At 52.5% G+C, this 20,550-nt stretch carries 25 protein-coding genes; 23 read left to right on the forward strand and 2 right to left on the reverse strand.

The genetic code is table 11. The annotated features are described in order from the left end of the window. Positions 1-287: 287 nt before the first annotated feature. From ACIGGE_RS10535 to ACIGGE_RS10570, 8 genes are all read left to right on the forward strand, one after another. Positions 288-674, forward strand: coding sequence for a hypothetical protein (locus tag ACIGGE_RS10535; protein ID WP_397490295.1), 387 nt, complete (start codon positions 288-290; stop codon positions 672-674). Next, positions 674-934: a hypothetical protein gene (locus ACIGGE_RS10540; RefSeq protein ID WP_397490296.1), complete on the forward strand. Its 261-nt coding sequence runs from the start codon at positions 674-676 to the stop codon at positions 932-934. The genes ACIGGE_RS10535 and ACIGGE_RS10540 overlap by 1 nt, the downstream gene beginning before the upstream one ends. A 190-nt stretch (positions 935-1,124) precedes the next feature. Then, complete coding sequence (locus tag ACIGGE_RS10545) at positions 1,125-1,349, forward strand: hypothetical protein (protein WP_397490297.1); 225 nt, start codon at positions 1,125-1,127, stop codon at positions 1,347-1,349. Continuing rightward, complete coding sequence (locus tag ACIGGE_RS10550; protein WP_397490298.1) at positions 1,346-1,777, forward strand: hypothetical protein; 432 nt, start codon at positions 1,346-1,348, stop codon at positions 1,775-1,777. Before ACIGGE_RS10545 ends, ACIGGE_RS10550 begins: the two co-directional genes overlap by 4 nt. Positions 1,778-2,322: 545 nt before the next feature. Next, complete coding sequence (locus ACIGGE_RS10555; protein ID WP_397490299.1) at positions 2,323-2,655, forward strand: hypothetical protein; 333 nt, start codon at positions 2,323-2,325, stop codon at positions 2,653-2,655. Further along, a complete protein-coding gene (locus ACIGGE_RS10560) occupies positions 2,652-3,038 on the forward strand; it encodes a hypothetical protein (RefSeq protein ID WP_397490300.1) in 387 nt (128 codons plus the stop codon). Before ACIGGE_RS10555 ends, ACIGGE_RS10560 begins: the two co-directional genes overlap by 4 nt. Before the next feature lie 39 nt (positions 3,039-3,077). Further along, positions 3,078-3,524 carry a hypothetical protein gene (locus ACIGGE_RS10565; protein WP_397490301.1) on the forward strand — a complete coding sequence of 149 codons (447 nt, stop codon included), beginning with the start codon at positions 3,078-3,080 and terminating at the stop codon, positions 3,522-3,524. Between the two features lie 67 nt (positions 3,525-3,591). Further along, positions 3,592-4,119, forward strand: a complete 528-nt coding sequence (locus ACIGGE_RS10570; protein ID WP_397490302.1) for a hypothetical protein — start codon at positions 3,592-3,594, stop codon at positions 4,117-4,119. Between the two features lie 203 nt (positions 4,120-4,322). Here the strand turns inward: ACIGGE_RS10570 and ACIGGE_RS10575 are convergent, their stop codons facing one another. Next, positions 4,323-4,973, reverse strand: a complete 651-nt coding sequence (locus ACIGGE_RS10575; protein WP_397490303.1) for a recombinase family protein — start codon at positions 4,971-4,973, stop codon at positions 4,323-4,325. Positions 4,974-5,165: 192 nt separating this feature from the next. Next, a complete protein-coding gene (locus ACIGGE_RS10580; protein WP_397490304.1) occupies positions 5,166-5,633 on the reverse strand; it encodes a hypothetical protein in 468 nt (155 codons plus the stop codon). A gap of 77 nt (positions 5,634-5,710) precedes the next feature. Between ACIGGE_RS10580 and ACIGGE_RS10585 the strand changes: the two genes are divergently transcribed. From ACIGGE_RS10585 to ACIGGE_RS10655, 15 genes are all read left to right on the forward strand, one after another. Beyond that, a complete protein-coding gene (locus ACIGGE_RS10585; protein ID WP_397490305.1) occupies positions 5,711-7,153 on the forward strand; it encodes a phage terminase large subunit in 1,443 nt (480 codons plus the stop codon). Positions 7,154-7,227: 74 nt separating this feature from the next. Continuing rightward, positions 7,228-8,628 carry a DUF4055 domain-containing protein gene (locus ACIGGE_RS10590; protein ID WP_397490306.1) on the forward strand — a complete coding sequence of 467 codons (1,401 nt, stop codon included), beginning with the start codon at positions 7,228-7,230 and terminating at the stop codon, positions 8,626-8,628. Continuing rightward, positions 8,628-9,698 carry a minor capsid protein gene (locus ACIGGE_RS10595; RefSeq protein ID WP_397490307.1) on the forward strand — a complete coding sequence of 357 codons (1,071 nt, stop codon included), beginning with the start codon at positions 8,628-8,630 and terminating at the stop codon, positions 9,696-9,698. Before ACIGGE_RS10590 ends, ACIGGE_RS10595 begins: the two co-directional genes overlap by 1 nt. A 70-nt stretch (positions 9,699-9,768) precedes the next feature. After that, entirely contained in the window at positions 9,769-10,413 is a 645-nt protein-coding gene (locus ACIGGE_RS10600; RefSeq protein ID WP_397490308.1) for a hypothetical protein, read from the forward strand. Positions 10,414-10,510: 97 nt separating this feature from the next. Then, positions 10,511-11,470 (forward strand): hypothetical protein, encoded by a 960-nt coding sequence (locus tag ACIGGE_RS10605; RefSeq protein ID WP_397490309.1) that lies wholly within the window; start codon positions 10,511-10,513, stop codon positions 11,468-11,470. Between the two features lie 84 nt (positions 11,471-11,554). Further along, on the forward strand, positions 11,555-11,950 hold the full coding sequence (locus ACIGGE_RS10610) for a hypothetical protein (RefSeq protein WP_397490310.1): 396 nt from the start codon (positions 11,555-11,557) through the stop codon (positions 11,948-11,950). A 17-nt stretch (positions 11,951-11,967) separates the two neighbouring features. Further along, positions 11,968-12,285: a hypothetical protein gene (locus tag ACIGGE_RS10615; RefSeq protein ID WP_397490311.1), complete on the forward strand. Its 318-nt coding sequence runs from the start codon at positions 11,968-11,970 to the stop codon at positions 12,283-12,285. After that, on the forward strand, positions 12,285-12,581 hold the full coding sequence (locus ACIGGE_RS10620; RefSeq protein ID WP_397490312.1) for a hypothetical protein: 297 nt from the start codon (positions 12,285-12,287) through the stop codon (positions 12,579-12,581). Before ACIGGE_RS10615 ends, ACIGGE_RS10620 begins: the two co-directional genes overlap by 1 nt. Positions 12,582-12,590: 9 nt before the next feature. Beyond that, positions 12,591-13,022, forward strand: a complete 432-nt coding sequence (locus ACIGGE_RS10625; RefSeq protein ID WP_397490313.1) for a hypothetical protein — start codon at positions 12,591-12,593, stop codon at positions 13,020-13,022. Positions 13,023-13,090: 68 nt separating this feature from the next. After that, positions 13,091-13,996, forward strand: coding sequence for a phage tail tube protein (locus ACIGGE_RS10630; protein WP_397490314.1), 906 nt, complete (start codon positions 13,091-13,093; stop codon positions 13,994-13,996). A gap of 114 nt (positions 13,997-14,110) precedes the next feature. Beyond that, the gene (locus ACIGGE_RS10635) at positions 14,111-14,569 is read left to right on the forward strand and encodes a hypothetical protein (protein WP_397490315.1); all 459 of its coding nucleotides are present in this window, start codon (positions 14,111-14,113) and stop codon (positions 14,567-14,569) included. 365 nt (positions 14,570-14,934) lie between these two features. Next, the gene (locus ACIGGE_RS10640) at positions 14,935-18,744 is read left to right on the forward strand and encodes a hypothetical protein (protein WP_397490316.1); all 3,810 of its coding nucleotides are present in this window, start codon (positions 14,935-14,937) and stop codon (positions 18,742-18,744) included. Positions 18,745-18,759: 15 nt separating this feature from the next. After that, a complete protein-coding gene (locus ACIGGE_RS10645; RefSeq protein ID WP_397490317.1) occupies positions 18,760-19,431 on the forward strand; it encodes a hypothetical protein in 672 nt (223 codons plus the stop codon). Further along, positions 19,431-19,784, forward strand: coding sequence for a hypothetical protein (locus ACIGGE_RS10650; RefSeq protein ID WP_397490318.1), 354 nt, complete (start codon positions 19,431-19,433; stop codon positions 19,782-19,784). The genes ACIGGE_RS10645 and ACIGGE_RS10650 overlap by 1 nt, the downstream gene beginning before the upstream one ends. After that, positions 19,784-20,542, forward strand: coding sequence for a hypothetical protein (locus ACIGGE_RS10655; RefSeq protein ID WP_397490319.1), 759 nt, complete (start codon positions 19,784-19,786; stop codon positions 20,540-20,542). The genes ACIGGE_RS10650 and ACIGGE_RS10655 overlap by 1 nt, the downstream gene beginning before the upstream one ends. The last annotated feature ends 8 nt before the right edge of the window (positions 20,543-20,550 follow it).

Here is a 20,550-nt window from a genome sequence, read left to right on the forward strand (position 1 = left end):
TCGCCTGAACACCGGAAAGCACCAGTCTAGGTACATTGCAACCAGAAAAGTGACATTTAGGTAAATAGGGGCATGAGCATACATTGCCCTGCAATCTACAAAGCGACGCTATCGCTAGCCGATGAGCAAGACATAGTTGAGTTTCTTAGTCTGCATACCAAGGGCGTTGAATGGCTCAGAAAGAATGGCCGGGAGGACGCTTTAGTCAATGTCTACAGCGGGAAACAGAAGATCACGTTCGTACTGAATGACCTCGAAACGGCGCTGCTAATGAGGCTTTCCTTGCAATGAAACAGAACGTCCTAGACCCCAAGACATACCTCCCCAATCACCTCATCCCAATCACATGCTGGGTTTCATACGAGCGCAATGAGGACGCAAGAGCGCAACTGCTCTACGCTGCGCATGAAGCACAAAGCGAGAATGTCAGGCGCGAAGCCAGAGTGGCAATGGCCAAGATGGAATGGGCACAAAGCAATCTTGCAGAGGGCGATTACCTGTTCCGCACATACTTCACGCCCCTGTATGAATTAGCGATCTTCCACCCCGAATGGTACGATGAAGTTTGCGAGATAGGCGCAAGCCCTTCGGACCTCCTACACCAAGTCTGCATTACCTTTGACGACGCCTTGCAATGCGAGTTGTTCAAAGCTGGCACCAGTGAGATTTACTGATGACAGCCGCCGACGTGATGATCCTAGAAAGCCGCCTAAAAGCCCTCACACGAATGCGGCTTGGCCTTCGCATACTGCGCGGACAGCACAACACCAGTTTCGACAATCCAGTGATGTTCACCTTCGGCAGCAACAGCTTCATCATTGATAGGGAAGACCTAGAAGCATTCGCGGACTTAGAGGACTTGGAAGAGAACATAGGCGCTAACCGCTTCATGAATGAGTACATGTACCCATTCCTAAGAAACTTCGCAAATTAGGTTACTTTAATTTTGCGTTTGAAGCCCTCTAGGGTGTAAATTGGTAAATACATAGAGCGTTGGGAGAGAGTTAAAACGCTTGTACGGTTTCAAGTTGGTGGGTCTTTAGTCATTCGGCACCAACACTAGAACCCTCGGAGGATGCTCTTTCCCCTCCGAGGGTTTTTATTTGAACAAAGGAAAGAGCAAGATGGATACAGATACACCAGCAACCACCCAAGCAATCAAATACGTCCTACACGTAGGCTTGTGCTACTTGATTGGCGCAGCACTTATCGAACTGGCGTTGCTCGTACTGCCGATTAGAGAATACCTGAACACGTCGCTTGGCAACGTGAGCATCTACCACTTCCTCGGACTGCTTATCGGAACGGCACTTGTCGTTGCGCTTGGTAAGAGGGCAGGTGCGCAATGAGCGGGAAGAAAGACCCTGCGACAGCGATGCTCAAAGCCGTTGCGCAGTTCTTTGAGGACCGCACGAACCGAGCAGTCATGCTGGACACAATGGCGGAAATCTCCCGCCATAAGGAATGCTGCTACCACACCAGAGAGGCGATGGAATGGACTGACGCTTTCAAGGGCACCCTTACGGAAGCGCAGCAGAAGGAATTCGAGAAGATTTGTCCTAAGGGCCGCGACATTCCGAATGAAGAACTGACTGCCCTACCAGCTTCCTACTACGAGCCGCGCGATGGACAAATTCGGGAAGAAGCCCGCGCCTACATCGAGCAGACGCTTAGGGACTACAATCGGGTCGTTCCACAGAAAGGAATAGATGTTTGGGGTCCGGACTTCGCTGACTTGCCGCCGCTCACTTTAGAGGATTTGGAGAGTGAGCAATGACACAGGAGGACGACCTAAAGTTATTCCTGCGCGATAACCTCCAAAGACGAGTGGACGCAATCGCTGAACTGGTACCGCACCTCATGGCAGCAAATGACAATGAGCAGCTAACCAGACTGCTAGGTGAGGGAAAGCAATGTCAGGCAACACTAGAGCGGTTGGATGATTTGTCAGACACAGCCCTACAAGTTGCGTGTGACAAACTAGCAGAGAAATACGGCCTCACCCCTCCAAGGAAGCGATACCCAACTAAGCGGGTCTTATACGCACCAAGGAGCAGCCCAATCCACACCCATTCAAATAAGGTAGAGATTACCGATGGAATGAGGTTCGGACAGCTACGCATAATCGAGGAAGTGCAAACCAAACTCTATGATGCCGTGTCGGGCAAAGAAAACGCAATCAAGATGCGACGCTTTAGAGCAAGGTGTGACTGCGGGACCGAAACCATAGTCTACCTATCCAACCTACGTACAGGCAAAACACGAAGCTGTGGCAGTACCATGTGCCGTGACAGATAACCTCCCACAAGAAGAGGTGAGCAAATGAATAGAGTTCAGCGCCGTACCATGCAGGTAAAGTCCTTTCGCATTCTCAAGAAGGAAGCCAAGCGCCGCAAAGCAACAGGTCCAACTAAGAATGATCTGCTTTACGCCAAGCTACACGCCGAAGAGGATGAACTTGAAGCGCAGATAGAGGAACTCTTTGACGAGAACGCAGAGCTCCAAAAAATCATAGACCGCAATGACGAGCGAATAGAAGCCTTGGATGAACGCATAGAGTTAATTTGGGAGTTACAAACCGCCTACAACAACGGCGAAGACATTCTCCTACACAAACTGCAATCAAACCCTCCAGAAGAAGAGGCAAGCAAATGAAGAAACAACACCACACCTACGGCAAGCTAGTCCTCGATGTACCAGCCGAACGAAGGGAAGAGATTGAAACGTGGGCGGCACAGATGGAAAGCGACAACCCCGAACTACACGATGCTGTCATTGAAGCTGATAAGGCGTTGTTCGAACTGCTAATGAGCATTCGTACTGGTGAGATACCAAACCCTTGGGAAGAGTGGACGGACAAACCAGTACGCTCGTTCGAATGTGATAGCGCAGTCAGTTGCCACAAGGACGATCTACCACAGGACATAAAGGACCGCCTACACGCTAGGAAGGAAGAGCTTCGCGCAGCAAACCCATTCAAGGACATGCCGGATGAAGGATTGTCCGATGAGTTCTTAAATCATCCTGACAGCAGATAACCCTCCAGAAAAGTCCACATAAGAAGGGACAAGAAGAACATGGATAAAGCAACCGATGCCGTAATGGCAAAACTAAAAGATGCCTATGTGGAGAGGGAAACGATCAAGCAAGACCGCGAACATCTACATGAAGAACTGAGAGAGGTAATCAATCGCATGGTGGATAACCACATGGAACGATGGTTGCTAAATCGGACAATCGAACTAGCGGCACAGATGAACATACCACTTGTTCAAGCTAAGATGCTGGCAAGGGAAGATGATGGGTATGACAAAGAGCGCAAGAGTTACGAGAGCAAACACGCTTGGGAAGACATCGAGGATAGACATTTCGTAATCAGCCCCATTGTAGAACACTTAGAGGTGGACCCGATGAGCTTCTGTAAAAGATCAAAATACCAGAACTGGTTGTACCGTTTGTATCGCAAGTTGGGTGGTTATTTGGGCGATAAGAAAAAGTGTGTAGAGTATCCAAATCGGTTTTGAATGATACCGTGAACCACCCTTTTTAAGCACAGACTGAACCTTGAACCCTTTTGGGTTAAATAGGTGCATGGCCAAATCCAAACAAACAACTAAGCCTAAGAGTGATGCGCAGCTTGCGATCGGGCAGGAAATGGCAGCAGGTAGCAAAGAGCTACAGGCAACCGCTAAGAAAGAAGTCCGCAAGCGCAAGCCCCACGGCAACAGCAAGTTCGATGAACGCAAGTGGAAGAAGATACTGGAATGTGTTGCTACCTATGGCGACCTTATTGAAGCCTGCGACAAACCAGACATGCCAAGCGTTACCACAATCTACCGCTGGATAAGCACGAACCCAGAACTCAAGGACGACATGCGCCAAGCGTGGGACATGTTCACGATGATAGGCAACAGCGTGAATAACAACATCCTACGGGGTGGAAAGCTATCAACGGGTGACTTTAGACGCGATGAAGCCCTAGCAGCACAGAACCGCTGGTTCATGTCCAAGACGAACCGCAGGGACTTTGGCGACAAGCAACAGGTAGACGTTATCCATCACGACCCTGTTATCCTAGACGGTATCATCATTGATGGTGATGGTGGGGATGGCGTTTAATTATTGACTGGCAGACCCGCGCGGCTGTTTACGCTGGTAGATGAGCAACATCATTGCAGACTTAGACTACATCGACAGTGTAACCAAAGACATTCAACTAAAGCTGGTGCTTAGCATCGCTTGCCATGTACGGAACCACTGGAACGACAACCCTACACTTCCAGACATACGTGACATGAGTGTTCAGCAATTAGCGGCGATCTTTATCCCACCAGACGCCCCACGCTAGCAGCATGCCAGCGGCCACCCCTAGCAGTCTTTATGTGGCGCTCATTCAGGTAGTCAGCAATGCTACGGAGGGTGGTGCATCCACTTGCCCGTGCAAGGGCCACATGGGGTTCAACAAGGGCCTTCCACTCCTGACTGCGCTCAGTACGCACTCTGGCACTCTCCGCCCTTCCTAGGGCAGATACGGCCCTTATGTTGCCACGGTCCCCACCCAGCTTAGTGCCCCGTGCCTTAGCCGCCTTCAATGCCTCCTTGGTGCGCTTGCTAATCGTCTCGGCTTCCCACTGCGCAACCTGCGCCATGATGCCTATGGTAAAGCGGTCGGCAAACGGCATGTCTGCAAAGCGGACCTCCTGCCCACTGTCGAACAGCGTATTAAGGAACGCGGCATTGCGGCTAAGCCTATCCAGCTTTGCCACTACCAGCACGGCACCTGTTAGCTTGGACAGGGCAAGAGCCTCTAGCAGCTTAGGACGAGTGTTGGACTTGCCAGACTCCACCTCGACAAACTCTGCAATGGGATCGCCCTCTATGGAACGAGACACGGCTTCACGCTGCGCTTCCAAACCCAACCCACTGTCACCCTGTTTGCGAGTGGACACGCGGTAATAGGCGACAAATTGCATGGTAGGCTCCTGTAACAACGTCCGTTGCATCAGTCGTTACAGCCGAGGACAGTAGGAAGCGACCTAAGAATGAAGGGGGTGTATTACCCCCCTCGGGCACCGCTGGCGGGATAGGCCCATTCCGTAGATTCGACCTACCTAAAACCTGTCACACCCTTCCTGTACTTTTTTCTTCTACCGTGCCAAAACCTGTCAGAAGTCAGAGCGCATAGCCAAGCAATCATTGAAGTACGTTAGACCACGACCGCTCGGAGTGGATGGTAAGTTCAGCCTTGCAATCTCCACACCGTCTCGCACCACCCTTACGCCTACAGTGTCATTGTCTAGCAGCCGCTTAATGTCATTCACACTCGTTACCAATCGAAAGCCACCTTCACCCGCAATCGCCTTCGTGTAGGTAATCGCTTCGCCATCTGCGTTTTCCAGTACGATCACACCTAGATCATCCCCCGGCGCAATGTCCCATAGATCATTGCCCACGATAAACGCTGCTGGCTTTCCGCGTTCCTTACCATAACCAAAGAACGTATTACCCTCGTCACCGAATGTAGAACCGACTGCGCACTTGTTTGCGTCAGACATGTTCATAAAAGGTACTTCCTGAGCGGTTGCACTTGTGGCCATTCCAGCTAGTACCAGACTTAGAAGTAGTTTCTTCATACGCCATCCTTCCATCAAATCACTAAACGCTATGCCGTAGCGTCACGAATTTAGCTTGTCATCCGGTAAATACTGGAATGGCGAGCACTTCCACTAAAACTAAACCGCAAGGTATCCGGCCTAACTTCGAAGGCTTTAATGACGATCAGCGGGCAGCGTATGCCCTTGCTACGTCTAACAACCATAAATTCCATCTGTTCTATGGAGGGGCAGGTAGCGGTAAATCATGGCTAATCATGTTCATCGTCCTGCTTCGTGCTTTGCGGGCACCGGACTCACGCCATGCGATCTTCCGTTTAACCCGTGCATCATGTGAGCAGACGCTTTTCGACAAGACGCTCATTGAAGTCCTGCAAGTAGGTTTCCCCGGCCTTTATGCGCAGTTGGTTGCCGCCAAGGCGTTCAATTACACTGACATGACCGTGACCCTGCCAAATGGGTCCAAGCTGTTCTTCAATGGATTGGATGAGAACCGTCTAACCAAAGTGCTTGGTGACGAGTTCAACACTGTATGGGTCAATGAGTGCAATGAGGATGGGCTTTCCTACGCTACCGTAAACGTCCTGCTCAACCGTTTACGTGCCGTTCGCAAAACCGTTGATGGCAAAGTCCTCAAGAACAAGATGTTCTTCGACTGCAACCCACGCTTCTACAGCGATTGGGAATACAAGGTCTTCATGCAGGGGATTAACCCTGAGGATGGCGATGCCATTCCACGCCCTGAGCAATGGGTAAACTGCAAACTCAGAACTTTCTCCAACCAAGCCAATCTCTCTGAGGACTACTTGGAGAACCTAGAACTCATGGGCGCTAAGGATCGTAGGCGTTACATGGAGGGTGAGTGGTCGGACCAAAACCAACACGCGCTGTTCACGGAAAAGGTCTTCGTCAGCAATCGCATTCCAAAGCCCAAGAATGTCATCACACCACAGGAAACCCTACAGCACTTGCGCGAGCAGGAGGGGATTGAACTCAACCGCGTTACCGTATCCGCTGACCCCGCTGTTACCGCTGATCCAAAGAGCGACTTAACGGGTATCACGGTTCAGGGCATCTACCTTGACGCCAATGATACTGAACATGCCGTGGTGTTGGAGGACTTGTCGGCTCGCTACACACCAGACGCCGCCTGTAAGGTAATCGCGGAAGCCTACAGGGAATGGGGCGCAAGTCGTGTCATCATGGAAAAGAACCAAGGCGGTTTGTGGCTAGAGTCCACCTTGCGCAAACACTTCCCCAATGTGCCGCTCAAGTTCGTGTCCGCTACCACTACAACGGGTGGCAAAGCCAGCCGCGCTGAACCTGTTGCTGCACAGTATGAGCGTGGTGTCGTTCATCACGTTGGGAGCCTCAAGGAACTAGAAAACCAGATGTGTGACTTTGGTAGTCCCGCCAGCCGCAAGAAGTCACCGGACAGGATGGACGCTGTTGTGTGGGGTCTAACGGAATTGTTCGACCTTGGCGCTGAGAAGCGATCCATTCCGGGCGTGAGAATTAGCCGCAAGGGCTACCGTAGATAACTCTGACCTTCGCCGGATAAGTACAGAGTCAGGGGCTTCCTCTGACCGACGTAACTTATGGGCAGAGGGCTAACTTGGCACAGCAAATCAACACACCGACACCAGAGATTGAGAAGTGGCATTCCCGCTGGCAGCGCAATCGAGACTTCGTTGATGGTGAGGAAGCCGTAAAGAGCAAGGGCGAACTCTACCTGCCTAAAGTGCGGGTGGATGACAGCTTTGCGGAATACCATGCACACCTACAGCGCACAGGCTTCTTTCCAGCCGCGTTCAAGATTGCGCAGGGTTGGATGGGGCTCATCTTTAGGAAAGACCCGACCCTAACCGCAAGCCCTCGCGCTCAACTGCTCGCTGGATTGGCAACGCGGGATGGCCTCACGCTGGATGACTTGTCCGCATGGTTTGTCCGCGAAACACTGATTACCAATTTCACTGGTGCGCTAGTCGATCATCCAAGCCGAGAAGCCTTCCCTGCCACAATGAGCGCAGCCGATGAACTGCGCCTAGGCTTCCGTCCCTATCTTGCCCGCTACACCGCCGAGAACATCTTGGAAGTGAAGCGCGGCTTCATTGGGATGCAGATTGGACTGGTTCATGTTCGTTTGCTTGAGGATGATGGCAAGCAGGTACGCGAACTGCTCATCAATGACGCTGGACAGTATGAGGTTCGTATCCACCGCGAAGCCAATGGCGGCTTCAAGCAGGTTGAACGCTACGTCCCTAAGCAGAATGGCCAGCCGCTATCCGAGATCCCTTTTGTGCTGCTCAACACCGAGGACAGCATCACACCCACCCCTAGCTTGCTGGAAAATGCCGTTGGACTGAACCACCAGCACTACCAGTTGGAAAGCCAGCTTGCCGCTGCAATCCACCTCACCCAAGCGCCTATCGCAACGATCACTGGCTATGAGCCGGCGAAGGATGATGATGGGAACGAGATTGTCGCCAATTGGCCAATCGAACCGGGCGCAGTTTGGGAATTTCCAAGCAAGGAGGTCAAGGTAGATTGGCACATTTACGAGCCAAAAGGCCAAGAACTCGTCATCAACAAGATGCGCGATTTGAAGGATGCTTTGAGTGCGATCGGCCACTCCATCCTTGCACCTGAAAAGCCAGCGCCGGAAGCTGCCGAGACGCAGCTAATCCGCCGCGCCGCTGAAAACGCAATGCTGGCAGATTTCACCAAGCGCATCGCAAGCCGCATTGAGCGCGCCTACAGCAAGTGGGGCGTTTGGATTGATGGCCAGCCTGTAACCTATGCACTCAACCTAGACTTCGTACCGCAGCCAATGGCAGCGCAACAAGCGACGCTCCTATCCAACATGGTAACAGCGGGACAGCTTTCGCTTAGAACCCTGCACGAAGCGTTGAAGCAGGGCGAATTGATGCCGCTGGACTTTGATCCTGAGGTGGAAGCGCAGCGCATTTCGGAAGAGCAAATCGACTTGCCGCCTATCGCACCCCTAGGTGAGTAATGTCGGTAAACGAGCAGCTTCAAGATAGGGCAATCCGTCACGCGGTTGCGCTCCAACGGTACGGCAAGGGATTGTCGGACAAGCTGGTGCGACTGCTCAACAGCGCAGACGCCGACATTGTGGAAACGCTAGCCAAGCGGCTCGTCGCCATTGACGAGCGAGGCTTTGACACTGGACCCGCTACCACCAAGCGATTGAAGAAGCTGCTAGAGGAAGTCCGTGCGCTCAACAGCGCAGTCTACAAGTCCCTCCATGACGAACTTGAGGGCGAGCTGGTCAAGTTTGCGGCCGCAGAGGCAGCGGCGCAGCAGACAGCCCTGCAAACCGCCCTGGTGGTTGAATTGGGCACCAAGCTACCAGCACCAGCCAGATTAGCTGCTATCGTCTCAGAGACGCCCATACAGGGCTATTTGCTCAAGCCGTGGGTCGAGGGCATGGAAAAGGCTCGCATGGACCGCATTGAGCAGCAAATCCGCATTGGACTGCTCGAAGGCGAAGGCACGGACAAGATTGTTCGCCGCATCCGTGGCAGCAAAGCCGCTGGCTACCGCGATGGCATTTTGGACAAGAGCCGCCGTTCAACGCAGAGCCTTGTTCGTACTGCCGTGACGCAGGTTAGCAACGTGGCGGCGCAGGAAACGTGGAAGGCGAATTCCAAGTACGTCAAAGGCTGGCAATTCCTCGCCACACTGGACAGCCGCACAACTGTCACCTGTGCTGGCCTCTCTGGCAAAGTGTTTCCGATTGGCGAAGGCCCTATGCCACCTCGCCACATTGCTTGCCGCTCAATTAGCGTTGCAGTCACCAAGTCCTTCCGAGAACTAGGGCTGGATAGGGACGAACTGCCTAAGGGCACCCGCGCAAGCATGGATGGCCAAGTAGCTGGCGATACCACGTTCAAGGATTGGCTGCTCAAAAAGGGCGATACCATGCAGGACAAGGTACTAGGTCCAAAGCGCGCAGAATTGTTCCGTTCTGGTAAGCTAGACCTAGATCAATTCATCAAAGCAGATGGCTCAGTCCTTACATTGGACGAACTAGAAAAGCTCTATCCCTCACTGCTCAGCTAAATAGCCGGTCATTCGATGGTGGATGGCAACACGGCGATGGTGCCACTTCCCAATTCGATGGAGAACCGGGATGAGCGAAGAAAAAGACAACACCGATCTACAGGCGCAGATTGACGCCTTGAACGAGAAACTAGCGAAAGCCGAAAAGGCTAAGAAGGACGCGCTAGGTGAGAAGTTCAAACTAGCCAATGACCTAGACGAAGAACGCACTGCCCGCGAGCAAGAACGCGAGGAAGCAGAGCGCGCCGCTGGTGACATTGCTGCGCTGGAAAAGCGCCTTACTGAAAAGTGGGAAAAGCAACTCAAAGCGGAGCAGGACAAGAACGCTACCCTAGATACCGAGTTGCGTACAATCCGCATCGACAATGAAATTAGCAAGGCATTGGATGAAGGCAATGTACTGCCTCACATGAAGCCAGTTCTTTCTTCCTACTACAAGATGATGACCAAGTACGAAGATGGACAAGGCAACATCGAAGGCAATCCAATCGCAGACTACATCAAAACTCACCTAGCTAGTGACGAGGGAGCGAACTACCGCAAGGCGAGTGAGAACACTGGCGGGAATGCCAACGACAGCACCAAAACAGTTACGATGCAGAAGCTAAGCAAGCGTCCCGAGACTCAAGCAGAGTGGGATTACTTGGATAGCCTACCAGATGCAGAACGTAACGCGCTTTGCGATGCAATTGGCGAACCTAGCCTCAAAGTCTAACCCAATAACCACAGGCATAAATAGCCGGTCAGGAACAGCTACCTGACCGGCTCCAACTTGCGAGCCGAATCAACTACGCAAAGTTGGAGAAAACTTTATGACTATTACCAATGCTACTATTGCTAGCATGGCAGGTTCCGAACGCAAGATGCAGGTCGCAGTTGACCGCATCCGCAACGAAACCAACGAACTAGTTGGTTCGGGCCTTGCAGCTACAACCGCAGAAGTGCAGGCACTCGCAAATGGCGGTCCTCGCAAGGTTTCGCTGGACTACGTGAAGCCACTTTCAGCAGACGTTTTCAACGTCACCAATGACGACATCAACGACGAAGGCGACGTTGGCGGCATGGAAGGTGCTAGCTTCAACGCTATGCGCCTCGACCTCAACTACGCATTCGGTACCACTGACCTAACGCAGATCGTCACTGGCTATGCCAAGGACGGCGACATTCGCGCTGGTCTAGCTGGTTACCAGAACGCTGTTACCAAGGGTCTAGTTGGTTCCTCGCTCATCGGTGTTCGCGCTGCTCTAGAAGCTAACGCTGTCATCACCCATGACGTAGAAGGCGACTATGACTGGCAGGCAATTTACGACGCCGCTGCAACCGCAGAAGAGTGGTCGAACCTGTTCAACATCATGCTCGTTTCGCATGGCCGTTATGCCAAGATGCAGGGCGCACAGAACGGTTTCGTTGCTCCTTCGGAGTCGAACACTCGTTTCGCTAACGCACAGGGCTACACGCTCATCAAGACCAACACTCTAACCGACGATCAGGTTGTACTGGCACGTACCGGCGCACTTGCATACGGCGAAGGTACTGCGCAGCAGGCTTTCGAAGTAGAGCGTAAGGCTAACGGCGGTAACGGCGGTGGCGCAGACATTCTGCACACTCGTTTCAGCCGCGTCGCTCAGCCAGTTGGTATGTCCTACGAAGGTGGAATTCCTACCTCGCAGGCAGCGGTTAAGACTGCTCTTGAAGCAGCCGCAAGCTGGGAACTGGTTGCTCCAGAAGCACAGTTTGGCTTCCGCTTCATCAACTTCAACACCGGCGCTTAATAGGCGACACACAGAATGGGGCCGCTCCGCAAGGGGCGGCCTTTTTCGTCTGAGGTAAATACCGGAAACTAGAACGGGGCGAACATGGACCTAGCAGCATCAAAAACCTACGCGGCAGAACGCAACCTAGAGGACTGGGGTTTGGAAGCAGATTCCGTGCTGCAAGCCAAGTTGCTCCTTGCCTCTGACTACCTAGCTGAACGCTATGACTTGAAGGCGGAATTCACAGCCGCAGAGCAAATCAAGTATGATGTTTGCCACTTCAAGATTGCCTTTGACTTCCTCGTCAATGGCGACCCATCCACACGCGCTGAACGTCTCACCACCAAGGAGAGCAGTGAGCTAACTGGTGTTGGTAAGAGCGCAAAGGAATTCGCAGAGGGTGAGCATGATCCTTACCCCGGCGTAACAAGGCTCTTGGCGCCCCTGTGCAGGGCCACACAGACCCCTAGCGTTAGCTTCGGCAAGTTGGTGCGCTAATGGCGTTTTATGACGACATGGCCCTGCTAGCGGCTTCGCTGCTCAAGGACTTCGGCACTCGCGCCACGCTGACTACGAACAATCGCACCTTCAACAAGCGGACTAACCGCATGGAGGACGAGGACAGCACAGACACCACTTGCCTTGCGGTGGTTCGTCCAATCGAAATCACAGACGAGGATGGCCGTTTGCTAAAGCAGACACAGGCAGTCCTGAACAAGCTACCCGTTGAAGGCGGCAAGCTAACAATGGGCGACAGCACTTGGACGATTGGGAAGGTAACGACTGTCAAGCCAGTTGGTAAGCCAATCGTCTACTTTGCGGAGGTGAGCTAATGAAGATTGACTTTAGCGACCTAACCGATGGCTCAATCCAAGACTTAGTGGATGAGACAGTCCTAGATGTAACCAGCAAGGTAACGCTGGACGCGCACACCAACCTAGTTGCTGGAAGCCCTGTAGATACAGGTGCGTTCCGTGGTGCTTGGACAGTCGAGACACCAAACAAAGCCTATGAAGATGGCGCAATCGAGAACGACAAGGAATACGCGGCTGCTCTAGCAGATGGCCGCTCCAAACAGGCCCCCAAGGGATGGGTCGAGAACGCAATCGAGGCGGCGACCCGCCTGTAAGGAGTTACAATGAAAATCTACATCGACGTTGATACGCTCAATGCAAAGTTTTGGGACACTGCGCTCACCTATGATGAAGGTGAGAAGTCAATTCCAGAGGACCAGATTCTCACCGAGAACGGCCCTACGCAGGAAGTGGATGAAAGCAAGCCTTGGGTTCGTTGGTCCATTAGCCCCGGCGCTTCAAAGCGCGTCACGCAAGGCAACACCAAACTGTTCAAGAACCTAGGCACTGCTCACTTTGAAGTGTTCATTCCTAAGGGCACTGGAACAGCCACAGGGGAAGAAATCCGAGACGCTATGATCGCTGCAATGGCGGATTGGCGCAGTGAGGACAAAGCCCTGCGCATCTACAAGCATGATGCAACCAAGGGTCAAGGCACGAAGGAGTGCCACCAGCTTAACGCGGTATTCTACTACGAGTCCAAGCGCGAAGCCTAACCAGACCACAGACTAAATACAGGCGGAGCCAGCGCGGCTCCCCTAGTCTATAGATACAGGAGAACCGCATGGCACTCGTTAATGCATCCGATCTTTCACACTCGATTGTGAAGGAAACTATTTTCGGGGAGACGCCTACAACTGGCGCAACCCGTTATGAACTACCTGTTGCTGCGGACCAAGAACCGCTAGCAGCTTCCGCCTCAGTTATCGCAAGCCAAACCAAGCGCCCCAACCGTTCAAGCAACGGTCAGCGTCGTGGAGCAGAGATGGTTGAAGGCTCAATGAGCACTCGTTTCGTGAAGCACGCATTCATGGACCTTCTGCTAGAAAACGCTCTCTGCAACACCTTTGCAACGAACGTCCTTAAGGCAGGTGAAGTTGACCAGACATTCTCGCTGATTACCAAGTTTGCGAACGACATGTACAAGGTCAATGCTGGTTGCGCTGTAACTGGCTTCAACATCTCCGCTAAGGGTAATGACGAAGTTTCCATTAGCTTCGACATTATTGGCAGCAAGCAGACGCGTTCTGCAACTAACAATGCTCTAACCGTAACCAACGCAACTGGACTCAACGAGTTCATTGGTTCGGAAGTCAACACCATTACGGTAGCTGGCCAGACCCTACAGGTCGCTGAACTAACCTTCTCAACCAAGCTAGACAAGCAACGCCGCTTTACACTCGGCAGCAATAGCAGCTTGGCTTATGGAGTTGCTGGTACCCGTGAGACGATCCTAACAGTCAAGGCGTACCGCGAGAGCTTCGACGTTGACACTGCAATCACCGGACTTGCACAGGCAGCTTCGTTCTCGATTGGTGGCGTTGGCACTGGCTACCGCTTCGAAATGCCAGCCTCTTACGGCGACATTCCAAAGGATACTCTATCAGAGGGTTCGGCATTCGTGGAAATCAACTTCTCGGCTGGTTACGACGCTACCGCAGGTACCAACCTCGTAATCACCAAACTCTAATCTAGACCGCACCGCTCTCCCAACCCGCGGTCTAGGGGAGGCTCGTTGCTACGGCAGCGGGCCTTTCCCGTCTGAAGGCTAAATACTTGGCCAAACATAGTATGGGAGATTCCAATGGCCAAATTCAATTTCGACATTCCAACCCGTTTTGACGAAGAGCAGGCACGTGAAGGTGTCTGGTTTGCAGTAGAAGACGAACACGAGCAGATGTGGGGCGAGTTTAAGCTAGCCTTCCTTGATGGTGACAATCCAGAGATTAAGCGCCTACGTACCAAGCTGAAAGCCAAGTACGCAAAGGACATTCGCCTAGGCAAACTGGATCAAGACAAGGTTGCAATGGAAGTGTTTCTCTCCTGCGTCCTTCTAGATTGGAAGAACGTCAAGGCAGGTGGCAAGGACGTACCTTACAGCAAGGAAGCGGCAGAAGCCTATTTTGATCTTCCACAGGTAAAGTCATTCGCATGGCCAGCCCTCCTACAGTACGCAAGCGACGTTCGCTGGTACAACGACAAGGCAGCAGACCAAGGCGTTGACCCTGTAGTGGACAAGGAAGAAACTTTGGGAAACTCCTAAAGGTACTTGATTGGACCCTCCGCGAAGACTTGGAGACGTTACAGGACCAAGCCGACGCGGGGGTATCCTACGCCATCGAAAAGATGGAGGAAGCACCAACAGAGTACAATGAATTCTACTGGTGGGCGTTTAGTGAGATAATCACAGAGCGTCCCTTGGGTATGTCCCTAGGACCAATACCTAATAGCAAAATCCAAGAGTTCTGTAACGAATGGGCCATCTGGGGGTATGAGCGTTATGTATTCACCCACTGTATGCGCCAGCTAGACAACAGACAGCTAAAAGTATTCCGAGAGCGCAGCGAGAAGCGCAACAAGGCCAAGTAGTCATCGGGGTAAATACGGGCACAGATTTATGAGGTGCCCATGTCGGAAGCTGTCAAAACAATTAGAATCCGTATTGATGCGTCGGGTGCCCAAACAGGTGCCCGACAAGTCAACTCGGCACTTGACTCAATTACCAAGCGCTCGTCCTCGATGCGAGGCGCTAATGACAATGCCGCTGGGTCGCTAGATCGACTAGGCAAGTCAATGGGCGGTGCGTCAAAGCACGGCAGGGCGATGGAAGGCATCTTGGGCGGTATTCAGGGCCGTGCAGCTTCCACCGTTCCAGTAATCGGCAATTTGGTTTCAAGCCTCGTTAGCATGGGTCCACAGGCGGCTGTCGTTGCCGCCGTTGGTGCAGCTTTCGCAATCGTAGCAACACAGGCAGTCCAAGCGGCTGCTAAGGTAGAGGTTTGGAAGGCTAACCTAAAAACCATGGTCGGTAGCGTAGAAGCTGCCGACAGTGCGTATCGCGGGTTAGTTGACTTTGCTGCAAAGACCCCATTTTCGCTAGATCAATCGGTGGAGGGTTTCACCAAACTGAGAGCGATGGGACTTTCGACAAGTGAGTCCATTCTTACTAGCTACGGTAACACTTCTGCCGCTCTTGGTAAGTCCATGAAGCAGATGATCGAGGCAGTAGCAGACGCTACCACCTTCCAATTCGAAAGACTTCTAGATTTCGGTATCAAGGCTCGTACCGAAGGCAACAAGGTATCGTTCACATTCCGTGGCGTTACTACCACAGTTGGAAAAAACGCGAAAGAAATTGAGCAGTACCTGATAAGCATCGGTCAAACTGACTTCGCTTCTGCGATGGCCGCGCAGATGACTACGATTTCAGGTGCGTTTTCGAACTTGGAAGACACCATCTTCCAGATGTTCGCCAACATCGGTGACGGGCAGCTAGGTCAACTCGTAAAAGACGTTGTTCAAACGATAACAGCAGGCGTTGAAACTTTTACTCCTTTCCTAAGCGGTATCGCGGACCTAATTGGCGGCATCATTCGGTACGTGTGGGAATTGGGTAAAGGTATCGCACAAGTGTTTACCGTCCAGTTTGGCGGTGCCGAAGGTGCGACAACCTTAGTTCAAGATTTGGGTAGAGCTTTCTCGATTGTCGGCGAAATCTTCGCTGTCCAAGGTAAAATCATTGGAACGATTTTCGGGTTCATTGCACAGGCCGCTGGAATGGTGGTTGGCCTAATCCGAAGTGCCTTCCAGAAGCTTTTTGGCTGGTTGCTACCTAGCTTCAACTTTGCTGGGCAGAGTGCAGGACAGGCCCTTATGGGTATCTTGAGCGCAGCGGAATTCATCGCTGACCAATTACCAGCCGTTTTCGCAACTGCCCTCAATGAGATCAAAGGCATGTTCGTAAGCGCCGGGCAGGCGTTCGCAGCTAGCTTGCAGGGTGACTTCTCCAAGTGGGGTGAAGTTGACCTCTCGTTCTCGAAAACAGGCAAAGCGGCTTCCGCCATGTGGAAGGGCGCAAGTGCTATCTTCCAGAATCAGGAAGCAAACCAAGCTCGTTGGGATGGCTATCTCGGTGGGGGTGACAGCAACTTAGATTATGACGGGGTATTCAACGACAAGCCGTCAGGTAGCAGTCCAGGAGGTGGACGAAGCGCGAAGGACGCGGCTGCTGAAAAGCTGAAGCTGGAACAGGAATTTTGGAAGACGCTTGAGGACCAAGCTGCCGTTGCTGCGCTCCTTCCTATTGAAGCTGAAAACCTCAAGAAGCAGCAAGAGCTACAGAAAATCCTAGGCCGTGATCTGCTCACCACTGAGCAAGAACGCGTCAACTCCGCGCTGCAATTGATCCGCACCAATGAGTTTCTAACCAGCGCCAAGGAAGCTAGCATCGAGGCCAACCGCCAAGCTGGCATCGAGGAAGAGCTAACTCAGAAGCGCGTCGCTGGAATGCGCGAGGACCAGCTAGACGTTGAGCGCCGGGTTCTAGAATTCCGCAACGACGCCTTGGCAGAAGGCGTGGACATTACCGATGAAGCCTACTTAGCAGCCGAAAGGCAGCTTCGTGTGGACGAGGAACGCCTAGCTACCAACGAGCGCATTAACGAGCAGTTGGACCGCGCCGTAGATCTCGCTGACAGGTACAGCGCCAGCTACCGATTGGCACAGGAGGCTATCGGCTTCCAAGATGATCGTGAAGCTGCTCGCGTGGCTCTCGACAGGGGCGAGATTACCCAAGACGTTTACGACGACATTCTGAGGGGAATTGACGACGCTGCCAAGGAAGGCGGCTTGCGTATGAAGGAAGAGTTCGCAGACCGCATTGTCGAACTAGGTGAACTAATCGGCGGCAAGTGGGGCAAGGCAATCTCCGGCCTAGGTGACTTGATCTACAGCCTCGTAGACGCAGCCCGTGGTGACAGCTTTGCAGGAATGGGGCCGCTGGGTGGCATCATGGACCTGTTTGGCCGCAACATGGACGGAACGCTGAACAACTTGGGCAAAGGCTTCCAAGATGGCGTCTCAGGCTCCCTAGAAAAGCTCTTCAAGGGCGAAACGTGGACGAAGCCACTCCAAGGCATGTCGGACAGCTTTAAGGGCTTCAAGGGCAGCTTAGGGCAAATCTTCGGCAAGGGCGGCGACTTCATGAAGGGTATCGGAAGCGTTATGGGAACGCTAGGCGCTGGTGCTCAGATGGGCAGCATGGTTGCTGGCGTGGGCAAGGCCATTTGGGGCAAGTTCAGCAACACAGGCGCACAGGTAGGTGGCGCACTAGGTAACATCTTCGGCCCAATCGGTTCGCTGGTTGGTTCGACCCTAGGCGGCATCATCGGCGGCTTGTTCAAGAAGACCAAGTACGGCACGGCGGTTGTTACATCGAATGGTGTTACAGCGCGTGGACGCGGACAGGGTAACATTGATGCTGCCGTAGAAAGCGGCAACTCCATCACCGATACGCTTGCTCGTATTGCAGACACACTAGGCGGTGGGGTTGGCAGCTTTGGCGCACTGTCGATTGGTACCTACAAGGACAAGTGGCGCGTTTCTACATCAGGCCGCACAGGCAAGATGAAGGGCAAGTATAGCGATGTTACCGACTTTGGTAAGGACGGACAGGAAGAAGCCGTTCGCTACGCTCTAAGCGTGGCAATCCAACGTGGCGCGATTACTGGCATCCGTGCTTCAACCAACCGACTGCTAAAGGCTGGTGGCGACATTGAATTGCAGCTTGAGAAGGCATTGCGCTTTGAAGGTGTGTTCAAGGAACTAGCTGCGCTCAAAGACCCTGTGCAGGCAGCAATTAGCGGCGTCAATGACGAGTTCAAAGAGCTAAAGAAGCTGTTCACGGAAGCAGGTGCTAGCGCAGCAGAATGGGCCGACCTTGAGGAATACAGAAGCCTCAAGATGCAGGAGTTGATGAAGCAGGAAACGTCCACCCTGCGTGACATTCTCAAGGAACTGAACGGCGAAGCTGGCGGCGCAAGTCCACTCGCATTGCTGACACGCGACATGGCGGAATTCGCCAAGTACCAGACGGACATTGCGGCTGGTAAGTCGATTGACCAAGGCGAGTACAGCAACCTCATTGGTAGCATTCTCGACAACGCTTCAATCTACGGCACCAACTCCGTTGAGTACCAGAACATCTTGGACCAGCTACGTGGTGCAACGGAAGGCGCAATCGAGAACATCGAAAACCGCTTCGAGAACGATCCTACAACCAACGCAATTATGGATGGCACCAACGCTACCCTAGGGGCGATTGGAAACACCAACGACATTCTATCCCGTATGGAAGAGTTGATGCGTAACGGACAGGGCATCGTCGGTGGCGGCGGTGGTGGATTGCGCTCAATCAATGGGCGTGTGGTTCAGCACTAAGGGGTAAATACCAACATGGCCAAGAAACTCATCTATTCTAACCGTGCTGGTATTCGCAACGAGTCTTGCCCGTTCGTTTATCTTTTAGGGTGGCCTGACTTAAACCAGTTTTACATTGGTGTTCGCTTTGGAAAGGGTTGTCACCCAGACGACCTTTGGACGCGATACTTTTCTAGCAGCTACAGGGTTCATGAGATTGCGCAAGAGTATGGGCCTCCACCGGTTAGAGACATCATTGGCATCTACTCATCTGAGGCCGAAGCGCGAGAAGCGGAAAAGACGCTCTTGAGAGAGAACAAAGTTCATCGCCTATCCAATTTTGTGAACCTCACAACCGGTGGCCCGGCACCTATGACGGACGAACAGCGGGCTAATCACTCCAAGGCATTAAAGAGAGCCTACGAATCTACCGAATTAAGAGAAAAACTTTCAGCCGCAGTAAAGGCATCGTGGGCAGGCGATGACGAACGAAGGCGTCAAATGAGTAGACGCGCCAGAAAGATGGGCCAACAAAGGGCTAGAAAGTATTTTACTTGGAAGGGGCAGGAATGGACTGCCGAGCAATTAGTTACTGGTAGCCACCTTACACCCCATCAATTCCTCAACAGAATGAACCAAGGCTACACGATAGAAGATGCCCTGACTACCCCGTTACGTAAGCGCTCTCGAACAAGGAAGAATTCATAATGACCATTGATCCAGAAAGAGCAGCGTTCATCAAGCATGAGTACCGCTACATAACCGCAAAGAACGCGGCAATCCTCGGTGCTGACAAGTCCGCAAGGTCTGTGGAGATTCAGGCGAACGTGAATGAAGCAACGGCGAACAGCCTTGCTGCAACCATCCTCGCACAGAACGCCAATGCTCGCATCTACGAAGTAGTAATTGAAGGGCTAATTGAGTTGGATGACTTAGTGGGAGGCATCCCGCGTTACATTCCTGAGATTGCCGAGTTTCACACAGATGGCCGGTCCTGCTTGCTCCTGTCCTACGAAGCCGACCTTGAAACAGGTCTAACAACTGGAAAGGTGCTTGGCTAATGGCATTGATACTCGTCCACCCTTACAACTTGACGGTCCTTGCCTCACAGAGCGCGGCTACTGCACCAGCAAGTAACCTGAACGTTGATTATCCCAACATGGTTTGGAAAAGCACTGGAACGACAGGGGCGTTCATTGAGGTGCGGTTGGACAGTTCGCTAAGCTGGGATTTCATTGGACTGGTAGGAGCAAACCTGTTTGCTGCCGATGCGGTACGCATTCGTTCCGCTACAAGCCAAGCCAACCTCACAGCGTCACCAGCTTACGATCAGACATTCAACGTCACTGGTACAGCGAACAGCGATTACAACCTCGTCTATCACATTCCTGCTAGCGCAAAGACACACCGCTTTATTCGCTTGGACTTTACCCTAAGCGGCAACCCGAACCCACATGTTCAGGCCAAGCGTCTCGTCATTGGCAAGAGGTTAGAAGGTGATGATGTAGACGTTGGTGCTGACTTCAACATCGAAGATACCAGCCGCATTAGCGATTATCGTGGTATCCAGATTAGCGATCCTTTTGACGCGAAGGACTCTTGGAAGTTCAGCGTAGGTTACGTCAAGGCAACTGACTACAACACCAAATGGCGCAACTTTATTAAGGGTGCTTTAGGTAAGGCAGTTCTGTTCATTCCAGACACCTTGAACAACTCGCACAATCAGGAATCGGTGTTTGGAAGGCTACAAGGTCCAACTAACGCGGGCCTGATTACGGGCGACGCCTACAAGGTAAATCTCTACATCAGGGAGGTGTAAGCCAACGC

It is taken from the genome of Qipengyuania sp. NPDC077410, from assembly GCF_044543405.1.
Classification (GTDB): Bacteria; Pseudomonadota; Alphaproteobacteria; order Sphingomonadales; family Sphingomonadaceae; genus Qipengyuania; species Qipengyuania pacifica.

Excerpts from the sequence above, each read along its gene's own strand:
- ACIGGE_RS10535 (WP_397490295.1), top strand. The coding sequence starts at position 288 with ATGAAACAGAACGTCCTAGACCCCAAGACATACCTCCCCAATCACCTC.
- ACIGGE_RS10540 (WP_397490296.1), top strand. The coding sequence starts at position 674 with ATGACAGCCGCCGACGTGATGATCCTAGAAAGCCGCCTAAAAGCCCTC.
- ACIGGE_RS10545 (WP_397490297.1), top strand. The coding sequence starts at position 1,125 with ATGGATACAGATACACCAGCAACCACCCAAGCAATCAAATACGTCCTA.
- ACIGGE_RS10550 (WP_397490298.1), top strand. The coding sequence starts at position 1,346 with ATGAGCGGGAAGAAAGACCCTGCGACAGCGATGCTCAAAGCCGTTGCG.
- ACIGGE_RS10555 (WP_397490299.1), top strand. The coding sequence starts at position 2,323 with ATGAATAGAGTTCAGCGCCGTACCATGCAGGTAAAGTCCTTTCGCATT.
- ACIGGE_RS10560 (WP_397490300.1), top strand. The coding sequence starts at position 2,652 with ATGAAGAAACAACACCACACCTACGGCAAGCTAGTCCTCGATGTACCA.
- ACIGGE_RS10565 (WP_397490301.1), top strand. The coding sequence starts at position 3,078 with ATGGATAAAGCAACCGATGCCGTAATGGCAAAACTAAAAGATGCCTAT.
- ACIGGE_RS10570 (WP_397490302.1), top strand. The coding sequence starts at position 3,592 with ATGGCCAAATCCAAACAAACAACTAAGCCTAAGAGTGATGCGCAGCTT.
- ACIGGE_RS10575 (WP_397490303.1), bottom strand. The coding sequence starts at position 4,973 with ATGCAATTTGTCGCCTATTACCGCGTGTCCACTCGCAAACAGGGTGAC.
- ACIGGE_RS10580 (WP_397490304.1), bottom strand. The coding sequence starts at position 5,633 with ATGAAGAAACTACTTCTAAGTCTGGTACTAGCTGGAATGGCCACAAGT.
- ACIGGE_RS10585 (WP_397490305.1), top strand. The coding sequence starts at position 5,711 with ATGGCGAGCACTTCCACTAAAACTAAACCGCAAGGTATCCGGCCTAAC.
- ACIGGE_RS10595 (WP_397490307.1), top strand. The coding sequence starts at position 8,628 with ATGTCGGTAAACGAGCAGCTTCAAGATAGGGCAATCCGTCACGCGGTT.
- ACIGGE_RS10600 (WP_397490308.1), top strand. The coding sequence starts at position 9,769 with ATGAGCGAAGAAAAAGACAACACCGATCTACAGGCGCAGATTGACGCC.
- ACIGGE_RS10605 (WP_397490309.1), top strand. The coding sequence starts at position 10,511 with ATGACTATTACCAATGCTACTATTGCTAGCATGGCAGGTTCCGAACGC.
- ACIGGE_RS10610 (WP_397490310.1), top strand. The coding sequence starts at position 11,555 with ATGGACCTAGCAGCATCAAAAACCTACGCGGCAGAACGCAACCTAGAG.
- ACIGGE_RS10615 (WP_397490311.1), top strand. The coding sequence starts at position 11,968 with ATGGCCCTGCTAGCGGCTTCGCTGCTCAAGGACTTCGGCACTCGCGCC.
- ACIGGE_RS10620 (WP_397490312.1), top strand. The coding sequence starts at position 12,285 with ATGAAGATTGACTTTAGCGACCTAACCGATGGCTCAATCCAAGACTTA.
- ACIGGE_RS10625 (WP_397490313.1), top strand. The coding sequence starts at position 12,591 with ATGAAAATCTACATCGACGTTGATACGCTCAATGCAAAGTTTTGGGAC.
- ACIGGE_RS10630 (WP_397490314.1), top strand. The coding sequence starts at position 13,091 with ATGGCACTCGTTAATGCATCCGATCTTTCACACTCGATTGTGAAGGAA.
- ACIGGE_RS10635 (WP_397490315.1), top strand. The coding sequence starts at position 14,111 with ATGGCCAAATTCAATTTCGACATTCCAACCCGTTTTGACGAAGAGCAG.
- ACIGGE_RS10640 (WP_397490316.1), top strand. The coding sequence starts at position 14,935 with ATGTCGGAAGCTGTCAAAACAATTAGAATCCGTATTGATGCGTCGGGT.
- ACIGGE_RS10645 (WP_397490317.1), top strand. The coding sequence starts at position 18,760 with ATGGCCAAGAAACTCATCTATTCTAACCGTGCTGGTATTCGCAACGAG.
- ACIGGE_RS10650 (WP_397490318.1), top strand. The coding sequence starts at position 19,431 with ATGACCATTGATCCAGAAAGAGCAGCGTTCATCAAGCATGAGTACCGC.
- ACIGGE_RS10655 (WP_397490319.1), top strand. The coding sequence starts at position 19,784 with ATGGCATTGATACTCGTCCACCCTTACAACTTGACGGTCCTTGCCTCA.